Annotated in this window: 10 protein-coding genes and 1 pseudogene; 6 read left to right on the plus strand and 5 right to left on the minus strand. The window is 53.8% G+C overall.

Translation table 11 applies throughout. The annotated features are described in order from the left end of the window. Positions 1 to 11 precede the first annotated feature (11 nt). The 4 genes from ACO2Q8_RS21920 to ACO2Q8_RS21935 all read right to left on the minus strand — a co-directional run bounded on the left by ACO2Q8_RS21920 (position 12) and on the right by ACO2Q8_RS21935 (position 9,235). Complete coding sequence (locus ACO2Q8_RS21920; RefSeq protein WP_423347003.1) at positions 12 to 4,397, minus strand: T9SS type A sorting domain-containing protein; 4,386 nt, start codon at positions 4,395 to 4,397, stop codon at positions 12 to 14. A gap of 73 nt (positions 4,398 to 4,470) precedes the next feature. Next, positions 4,471 to 7,539, minus strand: a complete 3,069-nt coding sequence (locus ACO2Q8_RS21925; RefSeq protein ID WP_423347004.1) for a glycoside hydrolase family 3 N-terminal domain-containing protein — start codon at positions 7,537 to 7,539, stop codon at positions 4,471 to 4,473. A 297-nt stretch (positions 7,540 to 7,836) separates the two neighbouring features. Then, positions 7,837 to 8,064: a hypothetical protein gene (locus ACO2Q8_RS21930; RefSeq protein ID WP_423347005.1), complete on the minus strand. Its 228-nt coding sequence runs from the start codon at positions 8,062 to 8,064 to the stop codon at positions 7,837 to 7,839. A gap of 325 nt (positions 8,065 to 8,389) precedes the next feature. Then, positions 8,390 to 9,235 (minus strand): T9SS type A sorting domain-containing protein, encoded by an 846-nt coding sequence (locus tag ACO2Q8_RS21935; protein WP_423347006.1) that lies wholly within the window; start codon positions 9,233 to 9,235, stop codon positions 8,390 to 8,392. A 187-nt stretch (positions 9,236 to 9,422) separates the two neighbouring features. Between ACO2Q8_RS21935 and ACO2Q8_RS21940 the strand changes: the two genes are divergently transcribed. The 4 genes from ACO2Q8_RS21940 (at position 9,423) to ACO2Q8_RS21955 (ending at position 14,510) form a co-directional block, all read left to right on the plus strand. Further along, positions 9,423 to 11,312 carry a sensor histidine kinase gene (locus ACO2Q8_RS21940; protein ID WP_423347007.1) on the plus strand — a complete coding sequence of 630 codons (1,890 nt, stop codon included), beginning with the start codon at positions 9,423 to 9,425 and terminating at the stop codon, positions 11,310 to 11,312. A 106-nt stretch (positions 11,313 to 11,418) separates the two neighbouring features. Beyond that, positions 11,419 to 12,114, plus strand: coding sequence for a response regulator transcription factor (locus tag ACO2Q8_RS21945; protein WP_423347008.1), 696 nt, complete (start codon positions 11,419 to 11,421; stop codon positions 12,112 to 12,114). A 40-nt stretch (positions 12,115 to 12,154) separates the two neighbouring features. Continuing rightward, positions 12,155 to 13,141, plus strand: a complete 987-nt coding sequence (hemB, locus tag ACO2Q8_RS21950; protein ID WP_423347009.1) for a porphobilinogen synthase — start codon at positions 12,155 to 12,157, stop codon at positions 13,139 to 13,141. Positions 13,142 to 13,175: 34 nt separating this feature from the next. Then, positions 13,176 to 14,510 (plus strand): dihydroorotase, encoded by a 1,335-nt coding sequence (locus tag ACO2Q8_RS21955; protein WP_423347010.1) that lies wholly within the window; start codon positions 13,176 to 13,178, stop codon positions 14,508 to 14,510. A 55-nt stretch (positions 14,511 to 14,565) separates the two neighbouring features. Here the strand turns inward: ACO2Q8_RS21955 and ACO2Q8_RS21960 are convergent, their stop codons facing one another. Then, positions 14,566 to 14,769: a hypothetical protein gene (locus tag ACO2Q8_RS21960; protein WP_423347011.1), complete on the minus strand. Its 204-nt coding sequence runs from the start codon at positions 14,767 to 14,769 to the stop codon at positions 14,566 to 14,568. A gap of 138 nt (positions 14,770 to 14,907) precedes the next feature. On the opposite strand from ACO2Q8_RS21960, the pseudogene ACO2Q8_RS21965 reads away from it, so the two are divergent. Beyond that, a pseudogene (locus ACO2Q8_RS21965) lies at positions 14,908 to 15,219 on the plus strand (hypothetical protein); the annotation flags it as partial. Positions 15,220 to 15,420: 201 nt separating this feature from the next. Next, positions 15,421 to 16,317, plus strand: coding sequence for a BatD family protein (locus ACO2Q8_RS21970; protein ID WP_423347123.1), 897 nt, complete (start codon positions 15,421 to 15,423; stop codon positions 16,315 to 16,317). Positions 16,318 to 16,390 lie beyond the last annotated feature (73 nt).

The following is a 16,390-nucleotide window of genomic DNA, read 5'->3' on the forward strand; positions in this document are numbered from 1 at the left end:
CCGTTCTAAGTTTATCGTTTCAAAATTTTCCGAACGGTTTTTCGGTCGCCGATCTGAATTTGCAGGAAATATGAACCCGAGGCCTGTTGTCCCAGATCCAGGTTGGTTTGTCGTTGGCGGGTGGTTACTTGCTTCATGACGCGTCCGTTCTGATCGGTCAGTTGCAATTGAGCCGGATTTTTTTGCAACGGCAGATCGATGTCAATGGTCACCATGTTATCGACCGGAACGGGGAAAACCCTGACGGCCGTGATGAGCGGGTCAGGTTCCAGACCCAAAACCGGCAATACCCGGATGATCGCCGTTCCGGTGGCTGTACCAACCCCGCAGACGTTCGATACCGAGCTGGCGGTATAAGTAGTCGATATGATGGGCGTAACGGTCACAAGGTGCGGGTTGGTACTCGTCGTCACTTTGGTGGTTTTCGAATTATCAGAATATTCGAACGTCCAGGGCGCATCACCCGTTAAGGCGAAGGAGAGCGGAGTACTTTCATTGTCGTAAATATCCTTCGTACCGGTTAGCGTTACTGTCGGTAAAGCCCGGATATTCAGAATGGTCGAGCTGGCACTTCCCGGTACCGGGACCTGCGGGTTGGTGGCCGTAACGCGGACCTGGTAAAGTCCCTGCGCCAGCGTCGTCGGAATCGGAGCCGTTATCGGGCTTTGCGTGGCATTGACCTTAATCTCCGTTTTGTTGGTAAACTCGGTGTCGGAAACCAGCGCCATTTCGACGTTGTATGTGTTTCCTTCCGTAAACTGCCCGGCAGTCGTGAAAGGCACCTGAACGGACGTACCAACGCAAACCGTCGTCACTGACAGCGCGCCTGTGGTAACCGTCGGAATGACGGCATTGACCGTGAAGGTTCCGAGGGGGGTTCCGGTTCCGCAGGTATTCGAAATGTTGGTAATGGTGTAAATGGTTGTTTTCTTCGTCGGCAACAGATTAATCTCCTGCTGCATGGTTTCAGACTTACCCGTGGTTCCGTCCGAAACTGTATAACTGAACGGCGGAACGCTGGTAAAGGTGATCGTCACCGGAACCGTTTTCCCCAGATTGACCGTTGCGGCTCCTTCGATTTTGGCGGTCGGCGGTGCATTGACGATCAGCTTAATTTCGGACCGGCGGCTTTGGCAGTTATTGGCAGTTTGGGTCACAAAATACGAATCACCTTCCGGCTTGGTTGAAATGTTCGTCGTCGGCGGAACGGGGGGGGCCGTAAACTCCCGGCCGTAGGGGTCAATCCATTTCAGGTTCTGGCCCGTCGCTTCGAGCGGTTTGGCCACTGCGTTCTGGCAGTACACCACCGGCGTGACAACGGTTGGTTTCGGCGTTACATTCACGGTATAGGTTACCGCAGCCTTCTGACTCTCGCAGCCATTGACCGTTTGGGTGACGCTATACGCATAGACCCGGTTTTCTTCGACGTTCGTGCTGGGTTTCGGGGCACCGCCGATCAGGTTGCCGTTGGCATCGAACCATTTCAGGGCTTCTCCAGTGGCTGCCAGGGTTTTTTCTTCGGCATCCTGGCAAACGACCAGATTCTCAACACCCGGCAGAATCGGTTGTGGCTTCACCGTAATTTTGGCTGCTGCGCGGGGGCTTTCGCACTGGTTGATCGTTTGTGTAACGTAATAGGTGAAGGTTCCGGCGGCTGTAGTTTGTTGCACCGGAGCCGCTCCCGCGCCGGTTCCGCCGGTTTCAACCGTGTACCATTTTAGGTTCTCACCAGATGCCTGTAGCGTAACCGGCGTGGATGTATTCTGGCAAACATCTGGCAGCGTCGGAACCGTTGGCAGGCCGGGCGTAGCAAATACCCGAACTTTAATCGTACCGCGATCGCTTTCGCAGCCGTTAGCGCCGTTCTGACTCACATAAAATGTCGTTTCACCGGGCGTTTGCGTATCAGGCGTCGGAGCGGCCGACAGAGCGGTCGTGCTGGCTGGCGTGCTATACCATTTCAAGGTAGCACCGGTTTCAAAAGTGGCAGTCAGGGCTGAAGCTGTTTCCTTCTGACAATACCGAATGTCCTGGGTGCCCGGCACAGCCGGTTTTGGCTTGATCGTCACCGTCAGGCTTGCCCGCTGGCTCTCGCAGCCATTGATAGTTTGGCTGACATAAAAGGTCAAATTGCCCGGCGTATTCGTGGAAGGCGTCGGTGCAGAATTGGAGCCGGTTCCGCCGGTAGCATTCGTGCCGTACCAGTTCAGAACTCCGCCTGAGCCAGCCGTTGCTATCAAGGGAACGGCTGCAGCATCTTCGCAGTAGCTCAGTGCTGCTCCCACTGTAGGAGCGGCTGGTTGCGGTTTTACCGTGACGGACAAAGCGGCCCGGGGGCCTTCGCAACCGTTGACTATCTGGCTGACGTAGTACGTAGTTGACCCTGCGGTGGTTGCTGATGGGGTTGGGGCTGTGTCCGAACCGGTTCCGCCCGTGGCATTGGTGCCATACCACTTTAAGGTGCCACCAGCTGAAGCCGATGCGGTGAGAGCTTCTGTGGGAAGATTCTGACAAATAGAGACTGCCGCAACGCCCGGAGCAGTGGGCGTCGCGTAAACCGTTACGGTGATACTGGCCCGGTTACTTTCGCATCCACCCAGCGTTTGACTAACATAATACGTAAAAACACCCGCCGAATTCGTCGAGGGTGTTGGCCCGGCCGCCGTAGGTGAGCCTCCGGTTGCATTCGTGCCGTACCAGTTGGCCGTTCCGCCACTGCCGACAACGGCGGTCAACTGACTGGCGGTTGCGCCCTGGCAGTACGTAAACGAGGCCGTGACGGTTGGGGCCGCTGGTTTGGGAGTCACGGTCACGGCAATTGCGGTCCGGGGGCTTTCGCAACCATTGACGGTTTGGCTCACGTAGTAATTGGTCGTTCCCGGCGTGTCGGTCGAAGGGACCGGCGCTGAATTGGAAGCGGTTCCGCCGGTTTGGTTGGTGCCGTACCAGTTGAGACTTCCACCGGAGCCTGCCGTTGCGACGAGCGCACTGGCCGGTGCATCCTGGCAATAAGCGCCCGGCGTCGTGGTAGTGGGCGCGGCCGGAATAGCCCGAATCGTAACAACCAATGCCGCCCGGGGGCTTTCGCAGCCATCGACGGTTTGGCTCACGTAGTAGGTCGTCGTGCCGGTGGCGCTGGTTGGAGGTGTTGGGGCGGCTGCGGAAGCGGTCCCGCCGGTTTGGTTGGTTCCGTACCAGTTTAAGGTGCCACCACTTGATACAGTAGCGGTTAAGGCTCCGGCCGGTGCATTCTGGCAGTAATTGGCCGGAACCGTGCTGGGTGCCGAGGGCGTTGCCTTGATGTTGACCACAATGACCGACCGGTCGCTCTCGCAACCATTGCCCCCTTTCTGGCTAACGTAGTAATTCGTTGTTCCGGCCGATGCGGCCGAAGGCGTCGGAGCAGTGGCCGAAGCTGTACCTCCGCTCGCGTTGGTTCCGTACCAATTGAGCGTGTTGCCGGTTCCGGCGGTGGCCGACAGCGCGCCCAAACTACCGCCCTGACAGGCTGAAACCGGAGTGGTTACTGTTGGAGGAGCCGGTTTAGGGTTTACCGTTACCGTAATACCGGTGCGTGGTCCTTCACAAGTTCCGATGGCCTGACTGACGTAATAGGTGCTGGTTCCGGGTGCGTCGGTGGAAGGGGTGGGAGCCGTTGCCGAAGCGGTTCCGCCGGTTTGGTTGGTTCCGTACCAGTTCAGTGTTGCGCCACCCGAGGCCGTTGCCGCTAGCGGGGAAGCCGGTGCGCCCTGGCAGTAAGTGGGGGCGGCCCCAGTCACAGGAGCCGCCGGAACCGCACTGACAGTGACGGTAATGGCCGCCCGGGGGCTTTCGCAACCGTTCAGGGTTTGGCTGACGTAGTAAGTAGTGTTGCCCGCTGAGGCTGCCGAAGGAGTTGGGGCCGTGGCCGACGAGCTTCCGCCCGACGCGCTGGTTCCCCACCAGAGCAGGGTGGCACCGCCACTGGCCGATGCAGTTAACGGGGCTGGGGAGGTTCCCTGGCAATAGGTCACGTTAGCGGTGCCGGGGGGGCCAGGGGCGGTTGTCAGCGTTAAAGTAGTGGGGCTAATGCTGCCGTTGACAGCCGGGGTGGTGGAAACAACTCGAATCCGAAACCCGCTGCCGTTGGTTCCGGCTGGAATGGTACCGGTGAGAGGGCTGATGGTGCCGGAACCAATGTCAGTAAAAGTTGATCCCGACGCCGGAGCGAGTTGAACTTTAAACTGATTTCCGGTTACAAATGTCCCCGATGTAGTAAAAGGAACGGAAACGGTGCCCCCGGCACAAACCGCAGAAACGGACAAAGCGCCCGTTGTAATCGTCTGGGCTGATACTTTCCCTACACTTCCGCACAACACAAGCAGCAAAAGCCAATACAGACGTAAACATTTATTCATATAAAAAACCGATAAGTGGTGGTGGAGTTACGTTAACTGGGTATTTTTCAGAAATTTGACTCAAAAATACAAATTACATCGACTGATAAATAATCTCGTGAATTTGTCGACGAATTTTCTGGGTATTGATCAGGGTATTGGCCGCGCTGGGGTGTACGCGATTGGACAGGAAGATAAAGACGAGATCGTAATCGGGATCGACCCAGATGACATTGCCGGTAAAACCGGTATGGCCAAACGAACGGGGTGACACCTGGTTGGCGTGGTAAACGCTGTTGCCATCTACTTCCGGTTTATCCCAGCCCAAAACACGATGACTGCGGTCGCTTTGCGTCCGGACGAACAGCGGAACCGTGCCCGGCATCAGAAACCGGCTACCGCCGTAATTACCCCGTTGCAGGTTCATTTGCAGCACTTTAGCAATATCGGTCGCATTTCCAAACAAACCGGCATGACCCGAAATACCGCCTTGTAAAGCCGCCAACTGGTCGTGAACGGTGCCCTGAAGCAGTGAATGACGGAAATAGGTATCCTGTTCAGTGGGCGCAATCCGGCTTCCTGGTTTGCAATACAAGGGGTTGAAGCAGAGCGTCGAAATGCCCAGCGGTTTATACAGGGTTTCGTTCAGGAACGCATCCATCGGTTGATTGGAAACCCGCTCGACCAGTTTTTGTAGAATCACGAAACTCAGGTCACTGTAGAGATAACCGTACCGGCCGGCTTCGTCCGGCCGACCCGTCAACGGCGTCCGGACAATCCATTGCCAGATCGAATCCCGCAAGGCCGGGGCCGCAAATAAGGCGGGGCCAACCTGTAACGCGTGTAAACTATCACGACCGGAGCGGAAATCGGCCGTCACCAGCGCCTTGGCCCGGTCGACGGCCCGTGGCAACCCAGCGGGCAAACCGGTTTGATGCAGCAAGACATCGCTGACCGTCATGTTGCGCTTGCTGCTGTTCTGAAACTCAGGCAGGTAGTAAGCGACTTTCTGGTTCAGATCAATCGCGCCCCGTTCGTTCAGGATCATCACCGCCTGGAGCGTTCCGACCACCTTGGTCAGCGACGCCAGATCGTACAGGGTTTCGTCGGTGACTCGTTCCGCATTGTTGTAGGCCAGATTGCCGAAGCTTTTGTCAAAAACCACCTTGCCTTTCCGAGCCACCAGCACCTGGCAACCAGGGAAAGCCCGATCTCGAATGGCTTTCTGAATGACGGTTTCAATGTGCCGCAACTGGCCGGAACGCATACCGACGCTTTCGGGCAGGCTATAGGCTAGCCGCTGGTTGGGAGCCGTAAACAAGCCATTCCCAAATTTCCAGTCGCCGATTGTAACGGGCATCACGCCCCTGGCCGGAACCGCCCCGAAGAGAACCTGGGGAACGACCCGCTGCATTTCTTCCCCATCTTCGTAGGCACACAAAACGGCATCGGCTTCCGTGTTGACAAACGGACGTAGGGCATAGGCCGACCCGAACGCGCAAACTATCACCCGAATACCCCGCTGCTTCAGGCGGTTGATCAGACTTAATGAGGCATTCGTTACACCGTAACTCCAGCGGGCCGAGGGGCTCATCCGGTGGAAACTCACCACCACCAGGTTGGCGTCCCCGATCTGGCTCAGCATTTCCTCCACACTATGGTCGCCGGACGGTTTTTCGCCGTAGGTAAGCTGTTTGAAGGGGGCATACCGGCCCAGCATTTTCTGGAAGGTATTACCATAATCGGTGCCGATCGAAACCGATGCCAACCGCAGTGTGTCCAGCGTGTTGACGGGTAAAATGTTATTGGTGTTCTTGACCAGCGTAACGGCTTGTTCGCAAAGTTCCTGCTTGAGCAATTGGGCTTCCGACGAGTTCAGGTCGCGGCTGAGGTTTTCAAGGGCGATGGGCTGATATTTGTTCAATCCGGCCCAGTATTTGGCCCGCAGGATTTTCCGGACCTTTTCATCGATTAGTTCCTGCGAAATTTTGCCCTGCTCAATGGCACTGGCAATTTTATGGACGGCGTCGGGTACATTTTCCGGATACAGCAGAACATCGTTTCCGGCCATCAATGCCCGCAGGTTGATTTCTTCGGCGGGTAGTTTGCCGATACCGGCCATGTTCAGCGCGTCGGTAAACACCAGACCCCGAAAACCGAGTTCTTTCTTAAGTAGGTCCGTCACGATTTTTTCGGACAGGGTGGCGGCCAGCCGGGGCGTATTGTCGACAACCGGAACGTGCAAATGGCCCGTCACAACGCCCATCAGACTATCCGCAATCAGCTTACGGAAGGGGTACAAATCGATGTCGTTGAGCTGCGCAACCGAGCGGTTGATTGTCGGGAGGGTGATGTGCGAGTCGGTGCTGGCGTCGCCGTGGCCCGGAAAGTGCTTGGCGGTGGCGATGACGCGCCTGTGTTGCAGGCCCTTCATGTAAGCAGCCGCCTTGAGCGCAACGTTCTCCCGTGATTCGCCGAAGGAGCGGTTTCCGATCACAGGGTTGGACGGATTACTGTTGATGTCGGAAACTGGCGCGAAGTTGATGTGAATGCCCAGGCGTTGGCATTGCCGTCCGATTTCGGCCCCCATGCGGTAGACGACCGCCGTATCGCGGATGGCGCCCAGTGTCATCTGCTTCGGGAAATCCATCGTGCTGTCGAGCCGCATCCCGAGCCCCCACTCGCCGTCGATGCCGATCAGCAGCGGAACGTTGGCGGCCGCCTGATAGCGGTTGGTCAAAACCGCCTGTCGGTACGGACCACCCTGGAAGAAAATAAGTCCGCCGATGTTATAGTGCCGGACTAGGGTTTCGATGTATTGGTAATGCGCTTCGTCCCGGTTTGAAAACGTCGCGACCATGAAAAACTGCCCGATTTTCTGCTCCTGCGTGAGAGTCCGGAACACACTGTCGACCCAGCGCTGCTGCTGCGGAGCCGAACCGAATACCTCCACCGGATGGGCAGCGGTTTTATAATGCCAGGTCTCTGATTTGGCAACACGCTTCACCGGGGCTTTCTTTTCGAAAGAGGCCAGAAAGTTGGCCGATAAAATGGCGTGACGCCACCGAAACCGGGTCAACCCGGTACGGTCCCATCCAAAAGCTGTCAAAAAACCGGCTATCGTTAGAGCCGCCACTACCCGCAAGACAACTTTAGTACGCATTTTGGTTAAGAAATACAGTTACGTCAGGTTGTACAGTTTAATCCATTGAAACGATAAAGTTAATTAAATAACGAAAAGATGCCTAATAAATACATGCGATAAAACCCAGATTTATTCCCTAAACGGTGGCTTTTGTCAGGTACAATTTGGTTGAAAAGCCACAATCAGCGCCCGGGGAGGACACTTTCGGGGGGCATCAGATTTGATAAAAACCGGCAATTCCTGTGCCATAAAAAAAGCGGTGGTATGACCTCAAAGTCATACCACCGCTCCTATCGAAAGATCGGATCGTTCAGATTACATAAATTTTCTCCACAAGATCACCCAGGTTTGGGTTATAGACGGAGTTACGGCTTTGACACAAGTCGTGAAGGTACGCTTGTCAGTAACCGTCGTCGTTTTGCATACCACTGGCTTGTACTGCTTCGCTTTGCGGTGAGCCGAAAACAGGTTGTGCGGATGACCCATTGCCGAAGCGTTGAAACCGGCGCACAACAGCAGAATAAAGATTACCAACGTTTTCATACTCTTCACGGGCTAACCCCTTGTTAAGTTCGATACAAAGATATAGGTTTTAGATTGTACCTTGCAATACATAGTACCTTGTTTTTTCGAAAAAACTGTTTGAACGGTACTATGAACGGATAAACGGTATTGACGAACCTACATCTTTCTTTTTGTTTACTACTTAAGACGGTGATCGTTGTAAAAGGTAACGCTAAGATAGGTTGTCTTTCCACCAAATTTCCACCAAAAGTAAGTGAACTGCGGAAATCATCTGATAAGTCACCAGAATTAGGGGACGAAACCCATTCTACGAATGCTGAATTCTGACTATGGATGCCTAAAATTATGGAATGACCACCCGCTTGACGGCACCGTCATCATTTTGCGTGACGTTGATGAAGTAAACGCCTTTCGCTTTCTTCGAAATATCGATTTGCCCGGCGTAACTGCCTGAGAAGTCTTTTACTTCTTTCTTGGCAATCTCTTTGCCATCGGGCGTCGTCACCCGGATCTGGATGTCGCCTTTGGCCGGGGCCGTGAAACGAACGTTCAACTGGTTGGTTTCCGGGTTGTTCGGGTACACTTGCAGGTTCCGGATGGTCGATGCCTTGGCTCCTTCATCAAGCGACCAGCTCCAGCCCCGGAAGGAGTCTTCCAGCCGCTGACCAAAATTGTCGGGCCAGTGAAACTCAAACCGTCTCAGCCGGTCGGCCAGTGAATCGGAATTGAATTCGAAGCGGTTTTGCAACTTGCCGTCGCGGTAAAATCGAAATTCACTCGGGCCGTTGATCCGGTTCGGTCGCCGGGCGGTCATGTTGCCTTCCCGACTGCGGATGATGCGGTCGGCGACCCGGTCGGAGTTTCGGTTTTCGTTGTACCTAAAGTTGCTGTTGTTGTCGTCGATGATGATCGTAATCTGTCCTTTGTGGTTTCCGCGTTTGGTCCGGATCGAATCGACCAGCCGGTTGACCAGTGCATCACGTTCGTCGTCTTTCATGCCTTCCATTCGGTAGTCGCGTTCAAATTCCCGGACGTCACCGGCGTTGGTGCGCTCAATGATCTTGACGTGTACACTATTTTTCTCAACGTCCGTTTTCTTATTGGACTGAGCCAGCGCCGGGGCCAGCGAACCGCTCAGCAGGCAGGCAGCCAGCAACAGGCGGTAGCGAATTCCAGATAAAGAGCTCATGTGTAATGGTTTTTTTACAGTTCGAAGCAGGTGCAAACCTAGGGTAATCTGGATTGTTTCGTTGTTAAAGTTTGTTAAAACCGTGTGAAGGCATAAGTCGTTAGCGCCCGGCTTTCGTACTTTTAAGTGGGTAAACTAGCTAATAGATGCGCTGCTAAACCCGAATGTTGCACAGGAGGAATAAAAAATGACAAAACAACGCATTCGCTGGATTGCTGTATTGATGACCGTGGGTGTTCTGGGGCTGATTTCGCTTCAGCTTTACTGGATCGACAATGCGCTCTCGCTACAGCGGGAACAGTTTGATTCGCGCGTGACGGACGGCCTACAGGAAGTGGTCCGGACGCTGGAACGGCAGGAGATTCTGTACCTGGCCCGGCAGCGCATGAATCAGCAGAAACAACAACAGCAACTCATGGCCATTTCGCGCCCGACGACGCCGAAACCTGTCGCAAAGAAACCGGTACCGGCTGCGGAAGCCTTGCTGGCACAGCGGCCGAAAGAGCCTAAACCGATCGTTTCGGAACCGGAAAGTACCAACGGAATGGTGCCGGTGAGCGTCTGGCAGCAAATTCAGGTATCGCCCTCGGATGCGCTGCACTCGGATTTTCAAAAGTTGTCGGAGGTGCAGCAGAAGCATTTTGAAGAACTGGTGCGGCAGCAGGACGCCCTGGGGCCGGAGGAATTCTGGGATCTGCAACTCCAGCAGCAGCGGCAGTTCAACAACCTGGTGGACCAGGTTTTCGAGCGCCAGTTGCGGGTATTATACGGGCAACCGGTTTTGAATGACAGCATCTTACTGGCTCACAAAGCGCAGACTAAAAAACCGCTGGCCCGCAAACCGCGCCCGAAACGCCCGGTTTCGAAACCGTCGGCATCAACGGCCGTGGCTTCGGCATCCAAAGTCGGCCACCAGAACGTGGAGCAACAGTCGGAGATGGTCAAAGGTGTTGTCCGGGATTTGTTATTTGCCAACCGCCCCATCGAACGTCGGGTTAATCGGACGCTGCTCGATTCGCTCCTGAAACAAACCATGGCCGAACGCGGCATTACGATTCCATTTGAATACGGCGTTCGGACCAATGTAGGTATGGGGCTAGCCAAACCGAGCCTGTTGTTTGCCTCACATTCCGACAACCAGATGCCGGGCCGGAAGAAGGTCTATAAAGCCGTGCTGTTTCCGAATAATTTTCTGGAACGCGGCAACTATGTATACGTTTATTTTCCGGACCAGCAACAGTTTATCTGGCGCAAGATGAGCGCCATTCTGGCAGGGTCGGCTCTGCTGGTGCTGGTGATTATGGCTTGTTTTTACGTAGCCATCAACACCATCCTTCGGCAGAAAAAGCTGGCCGATATCAAAAACGATTTCATCAACAACATGACCCACGAGTTCAAAACGCCGATTTCGACCATTTCGCTGGCGGTCGAGATGGCGCAGGAGCAACTCAGTCACGGCATTGAGAAATCGGAGGAACCGGCGACGCGCCTGACCCGCTACATGGGCATCATTCGCGACGAAACCCGGCGGTTGGGGACGCACGTCGAAAAAGTGCTGCAAATGGCCCTGCTCGACCGGGCGACGGCGGGCCGGGGCGGTGTCAAACTCAAGCTTTCGTCGGTCAATATTCACGACACTATCGGGAATGTTCTGAACACGATTGGCCTGCAAATTGAGCAGAAACAGGGTGAAGTTCACCTGGATTTTGAAGCTGTCGAGGAAATCATTGAAGCCGACGAGGTTCACTTGAGCAACATTCTCTATAACTTGCTCGACAATGCCATCAAGTATTCGCCCGAACAGCCGGACATTACTATCAGGACGCGGAATGTGGAAAATGGGGTCAGTATCACCGTCGCCGACCACGGAATCGGGATGACGAAAGACCAGGTCGGCCGGATTTTCGAGAAGTTTTACCGCGTGCCAACCGGCAATTTGCACGATGTCAAAGGCTTCGGGCTGGGACTGAGCTACGTCAAAAAAATGGTGGAAGAACACCACGGTTCCGTGCAGGTCAGCAGCCAGTTGGGAAAAGGAAGTTCATTCGAAATTGTGTTACCATACCATCAAACCTAAACCTCTGATTACCTCTGATGTTCTCTGATCAACTCTGTGTAACAGTTAAAAAAGTTATTACACAGAGTTAATCAGAGAACATCAGAGGTAATCAGAGAAAGAATTTATGCCGAAGCTCTTACTGGTGGAAGATGACCCGAATCTGGGGATGTTATTGCAGGAATACCTGAACTCGAAAGGCTACGAAACCGACCTGGCGACCGACGGTAACCAGGGCTGGCAGCGGTTTGTCGACAATGCCTACGACCTGTGCCTGTTCGATGTGATGCTGCCGAAAAAAGACGGTTTTTCGCTGGCGAAGGAAGTCCGGATGTCGGGGCGGGATATTCCGATCATTTTTCTGACGGCCAAGTCGATGAAGGAAGACACCATTCAGGGCTTCCGGATTGGGGCCGACGACTACATGACCAAACCGTTCAGCATGGAAGAATTGCTGCTGCGGATTCAGGCCATTCTCCGGCGGTATCACAAAACCGAGGACGTTCCGCAACCGACTACCTACCAGATCGGCTCGTTTTCGTTCGATTTTGCTCACCAGCTTCTCACGCGCCCCAACGGCAGCAGCGAGCCGCAGGCCATTAAACTAACCAGCAAGGAAGCCGCTTTGCTGAAACTGTTTGCCCAGAACAAAAACCAGCCGCTGAGCCGCAGCTTCGCGCTGAAACTGATCTGGGGTGACGATTCGTATTTCAACGCCCGGAGCATGGATGTGTACATCACCAAACTCCGCAAGTACCTGAAAGACGACGAATCGGTGCAGATCGTCAATCTCCACGGCGAAGGATTTAAACTCATGGCGTAACGCTCGGTGTGCTATCTTTGTAGCCGAAAACCACAAAAGTATGCTACGAAGACCCCGCAGAAATCGAAAATCGCCCGTGATTCGGGAGTTGGTCCAGGAACATTCGCTTTCTCTGTCGGACCTGATTTATCCCATGTTTGTGATGGAAGGAGAGGGCGTGCGGTCCGAAATCGCTTCGATGCCCGGTGTCGCGCGGTTTTCGCTCGATTTGCTGCTGGAAGAGATCCAGGAATGCGTCGATCTGGGCCTGCGCACGTTTGCCCTGTTTCCGAACTTGCCCGAAAGTAAAAAAGATAAGTACGCGACGGAAAGCCACAAGCCGGACGGTTTGTACCTTCAGGCCGTGCGAGCCATCAAAAACCGGTTTCCGGAAGTTGCTGTCATGACCGACGTGGCAATGGACCCCTACAGCTCCGACGGCCACGACGGCATTGTGGAGGAAGGTCCGAACGGCGTCGAAATCGTCAACGACGAAACGTTGGTGGTGCTGGGTAAAATGGCGCTGGCGCAGGCCCGGGCCGGTGCCGATATTGTGGGTCCTTCGGATATGATGGATGGCCGCATTGGCTACATTCGCGAAGTGCTTGATGCCGAAGGATTTACGAACGTGTCGATCATGGCATATACGGCCAAATACGCCGGAGCTTTCTATGGCCCGTTCCGCGACGCGCTTGATTCGGCCCCGCGATTTGGTGACAAGAAAACCTACCAGATGAACCCCGCCAACAGCCGCGAAGCCCTCATCGAAGCCGAACTGGATTACGCCGAAGGCGCTGATTTTTTGATGGTAAAACCGGCGATGGCCTATCTTGACATCATCAAGTTGCTGAGCGACAATTTCAACCTGCCGATTGCCGCCTATAACGTCAGTGGCGAGTACGCGATGGTGAAGGCTGCCGCTGCTAACGGCTGGATCGACGGCGAACGCGCCATGCTCGAAATCCTGACCGCTATGAAACGCGCGGGTGCCAAGATTATCCTGACGTATTTTGCCAAAGAAGTAGCCCAACTTTATAAAAACCGGTAGCAGAAGGCTTGACTTCCGGTTTTCCCCTTACAGCATGAGCAGCATATTGATCCGTAACGCCCGTCTGGTAAACGAAGGCACGATTCGTGAAACCGACGTTTTTTGCAAAGACGGTTTTATTGAACAAATCGGTGCCGGGTTGAGCCAATCGGCGGATACCGTGATCGACGCAGAAGGTAACTATCTGTTACCCGGTGTCATTGATGATCAGGTACATTTCCGAGAACCCGGTTTGACGCACAAGGCCACGATTCGGTCGGAAGCCCGGGCGGCTGTGGCCGGGGGCGTCACGAGCTTTATGGAAATGCCTAACACCGTGCCGAATGCCCTGACGCAGGAATTGCTGGCGCAGAAGTACGAAATTGCGGCCCGGACCTCGCTCGCCAACTATTCGTTTTTCATGGGCGGCTCGAACGACAACCTGGAGGAAGTGCTGAAAACCGATCCAGAAACCGTCTGCGGGATCAAGATTTTCATGGGCTCCTCGACCGGTAACATGCTGGTCGATAATGTAATCGTCCTGGAAGAAGTGTTCCAACAAAGCCCGCTGCTGATTGCCACGCACTGCGAAGATGAAGCCACTGTTCGGGCTAATACCGCCCACTACCGGGAGTTGTACGGCGATTCGGCCACGGCAGCCATTCACCCGCTGGTCCGGAACGAGGACGCGTGCCTGAAATCGTCGTCGATGGCGGTCGAACTGGCGAAAAAGTACAATACGCGGCTGCACATCCTGCACATTTCGACGGCCGACGAACTCTCGTTGTTCGATAATACGATTCCCCTGAAAGAAAAGCGGATTACGTCGGAGGTCTGCGTGCATCACCTCTGGTTCGATGCCGACGATTACACGCGGCTGGGCAACCTGATCAAATGCAATCCGGCCATCAAAGCTCCGCACCACAAACCCCAGCTTTGGCAGGCGCTCCTCGACGACCGGCTGGACATTATTGCCACCGACCACGCGCCCCATACCTGGGACGAAAAGCAACAGCCGTACTGGCAGGCCCCGTCCGGTTTGCCACTGGTCCAGCATCCATTGCTTCTGATGCTGGAAGCCGTTCAGCAGGGGAAAATTTCGCTGGAAAAAGTCGTGGAGAAAATGTGCCATGCCCCCGCCGATTGTTTTCAGATCGACCGGCGTGGTTACGTGCGAGAAGGCTATTGGGCCGATCTGGTGCTGGTCAATCCGGGAGCGCAAACCGCCGTGACGAAAGATACGGTTTTGTATCAGTGCGGCTGGTCACCGCTGGAAGGGACGGTTTTCAGCAATGTTATCACGCACACGATCGTTTCGGGGCATCTGGCCTACGCGCACGGAATGTTCAACGATACCATTACCGGGAAGCGCCTGCGGTTTGTCCGGTAAAAAAGCGAAAAGGCCGGTTCGAACCGGCCTTTTCATTTGCATCAGTCAACCTCGTCTACGCAAGCTTTCGCCTGTAAAAACATCGGTTGAGAACAGAGAGATATAAATTGCTAAATTTCTCGTAACACCAGGACTTTAACTGCTTTACTTCTTCCGGTATCAGAAGGCTGATGGCTTTTTTCAATTCCTTCTCAAACAATTTCTTGTCAAAGCTGACTTTTTGAAGGATTGTCTTGATGTACTCTAGCATTGTTGCCATACCACATACTACGGTTTTTTGGTTAGAGTTTTGAGGATCTACTCCACAGGGTAAAGACGTTTCGAGCAGGGTAAATCGTTCCGAAACATCTCCAAAATTGTAACGGTTTGTGCTTATTTTTGTTGTTCAAATTTAGAGATGAAATTTTTAAAATTCCAATTATTAGTTGTATTATTTTTTTGTGGCCCACTGAGCTATAATCTCTTAGCGCAGGAGCCATCGGTTGCTATTGAATTAGGTCAAACTGAAATTTCGATTGAACGGCCCTTTACCATTTCCGTTATCATTCAAAACAGCGATTCCCGGCCAGTTATCAACTTTCCGGCGTTCAAAGGTTTTACCAAGAAAGGAACAACTACCAGTATATCACCAGCCGAGGTAAATGGCAAAACCGTTGTTTCACAGGTAATTACTCAGGCCTACACCGCTATACGTCCGGGCCAGTACCGGTTGCCGCCATTCGAGCTGGTTGTGGGTGAAACTACCATTCAATCGGAGGAAGTAATCGTGATTGTTCGGCCATCGGATGCTTTGGCTACCTCTGTTGGGCCAACGCCGGTCTTGCCCGAAACCATTGCCAAAAACGCTGTTTTTCTCTCTTTGAGCACCTCAAAGTCCTCTGTTTACACCGGGGAAGGCTTTTCGTTAAAATTGTCTTTTTTTGTTGCCGAATCCTACCCGTTTGAGTTATCTTTTTATGAACTCGAGCAACAACTTCAACAACTGCTGAAAACCGTCCGTCCGGCCAATTGCTGGGAAGAAAACGAAGGCATCACCGACCTCTCGCGGCACCTCATTACCATCAACGGGAAAAAGTACGCGGAGTACCGGATTTACCAGGCTACTTTTTTTCCACTCACACAGCAATCCATCGAAATCCCGTCGGTTCAGTTAAAGATGCAACAGATTAGACCCGCAGCCAAACCGGGCGGAGAGCGAGGAAAGGAAATTGTGACGTATGCAACCCGGCCGTTGTCCATCCACGTAAAGCCATTGCCACCTCATCCGTTGCGGGATCAGGTAGCTGTCGGACAATTCCGGCTGATTGAAACCATCCTGAGGAAGAATGCCGCCGTCGGACAGAGCGTTAACTATAATTTTCGGTTGACCGGCGAGGGCAACATTGCATCGCTGGCTGCTCCGGTCGTGCCCGACTCAACGACGCTCGATATCTTTCCACCGTCTGAAAAACAGGTGATCAACCGGTCGGGGGGCGTAGTTTCGGGGTATAAAACGTTTTCGTATGCGCTCATTCCCCGGCAAAACGGTACTTTTCGACTGGCTTCCTACTTTCAGTGGATTTACTTTAACCTGAGACAGGAACGCTATGACACGCTTCACTCGGCGATCACGCTCCAGGTCGGCGGCACGGCTCTGCCCGAAGGCGACACCGTGCGGGTCAGTCTGCCGGGGTCTATCTACACGGGGATCGAACGAATCGATAGTTCCAAACAACCGTTCGACTGGCAGCAAATGCTCCGCTCAGTGGTAAATATCCTGCTGGTGAGCATGATTCTGGGAATGATGTATTTATTTTGGAGAAAATAAGGGGGAAATCGTACCCGCGGACTTTAGTCCGTGTTTTGAGTTAATATGACCGTTTAGATAGTATAAACTCCCA

Source organism: Larkinella sp. VNQ87, assembly GCF_049445795.1.
Taxonomy (GTDB): domain Bacteria; phylum Bacteroidota; class Bacteroidia; order Cytophagales; family Spirosomataceae; genus Larkinella.

What these genes read in the sequence shown, in the direction of transcription:
- ACO2Q8_RS21920 (WP_423347003.1), bottom strand. Translation starts at nt 4,397, where the DNA reads ATGAATAAATGTTTACGTCTGTATTGGCTTTTGCTGCTTGTGTTGTGC.
- ACO2Q8_RS21925 (WP_423347004.1), bottom strand. Translation starts at nt 7,539, where the DNA reads ATGCGTACTAAAGTTGTCTTGCGGGTAGTGGCGGCTCTAACGATAGCC.
- ACO2Q8_RS21930 (WP_423347005.1), bottom strand. Translation starts at nt 8,064, where the DNA reads ATGAAAACGTTGGTAATCTTTATTCTGCTGTTGTGCGCCGGTTTCAAC.
- ACO2Q8_RS21935 (WP_423347006.1), bottom strand. Translation starts at nt 9,235, where the DNA reads ATGAGCTCTTTATCTGGAATTCGCTACCGCCTGTTGCTGGCTGCCTGC.
- ACO2Q8_RS21940 (WP_423347007.1), top strand. Translation starts at nt 9,423, where the DNA reads ATGACAAAACAACGCATTCGCTGGATTGCTGTATTGATGACCGTGGGT.
- ACO2Q8_RS21945 (WP_423347008.1), top strand. Translation starts at nt 11,419, where the DNA reads ATGCCGAAGCTCTTACTGGTGGAAGATGACCCGAATCTGGGGATGTTA.
- hemB (WP_423347009.1), top strand. Translation starts at nt 12,155, where the DNA reads ATGCTACGAAGACCCCGCAGAAATCGAAAATCGCCCGTGATTCGGGAG.
- ACO2Q8_RS21955 (WP_423347010.1), top strand. Translation starts at nt 13,176, where the DNA reads ATGAGCAGCATATTGATCCGTAACGCCCGTCTGGTAAACGAAGGCACG.
- ACO2Q8_RS21960 (WP_423347011.1), bottom strand. Translation starts at nt 14,769, where the DNA reads ATGGCAACAATGCTAGAGTACATCAAGACAATCCTTCAAAAAGTCAGC.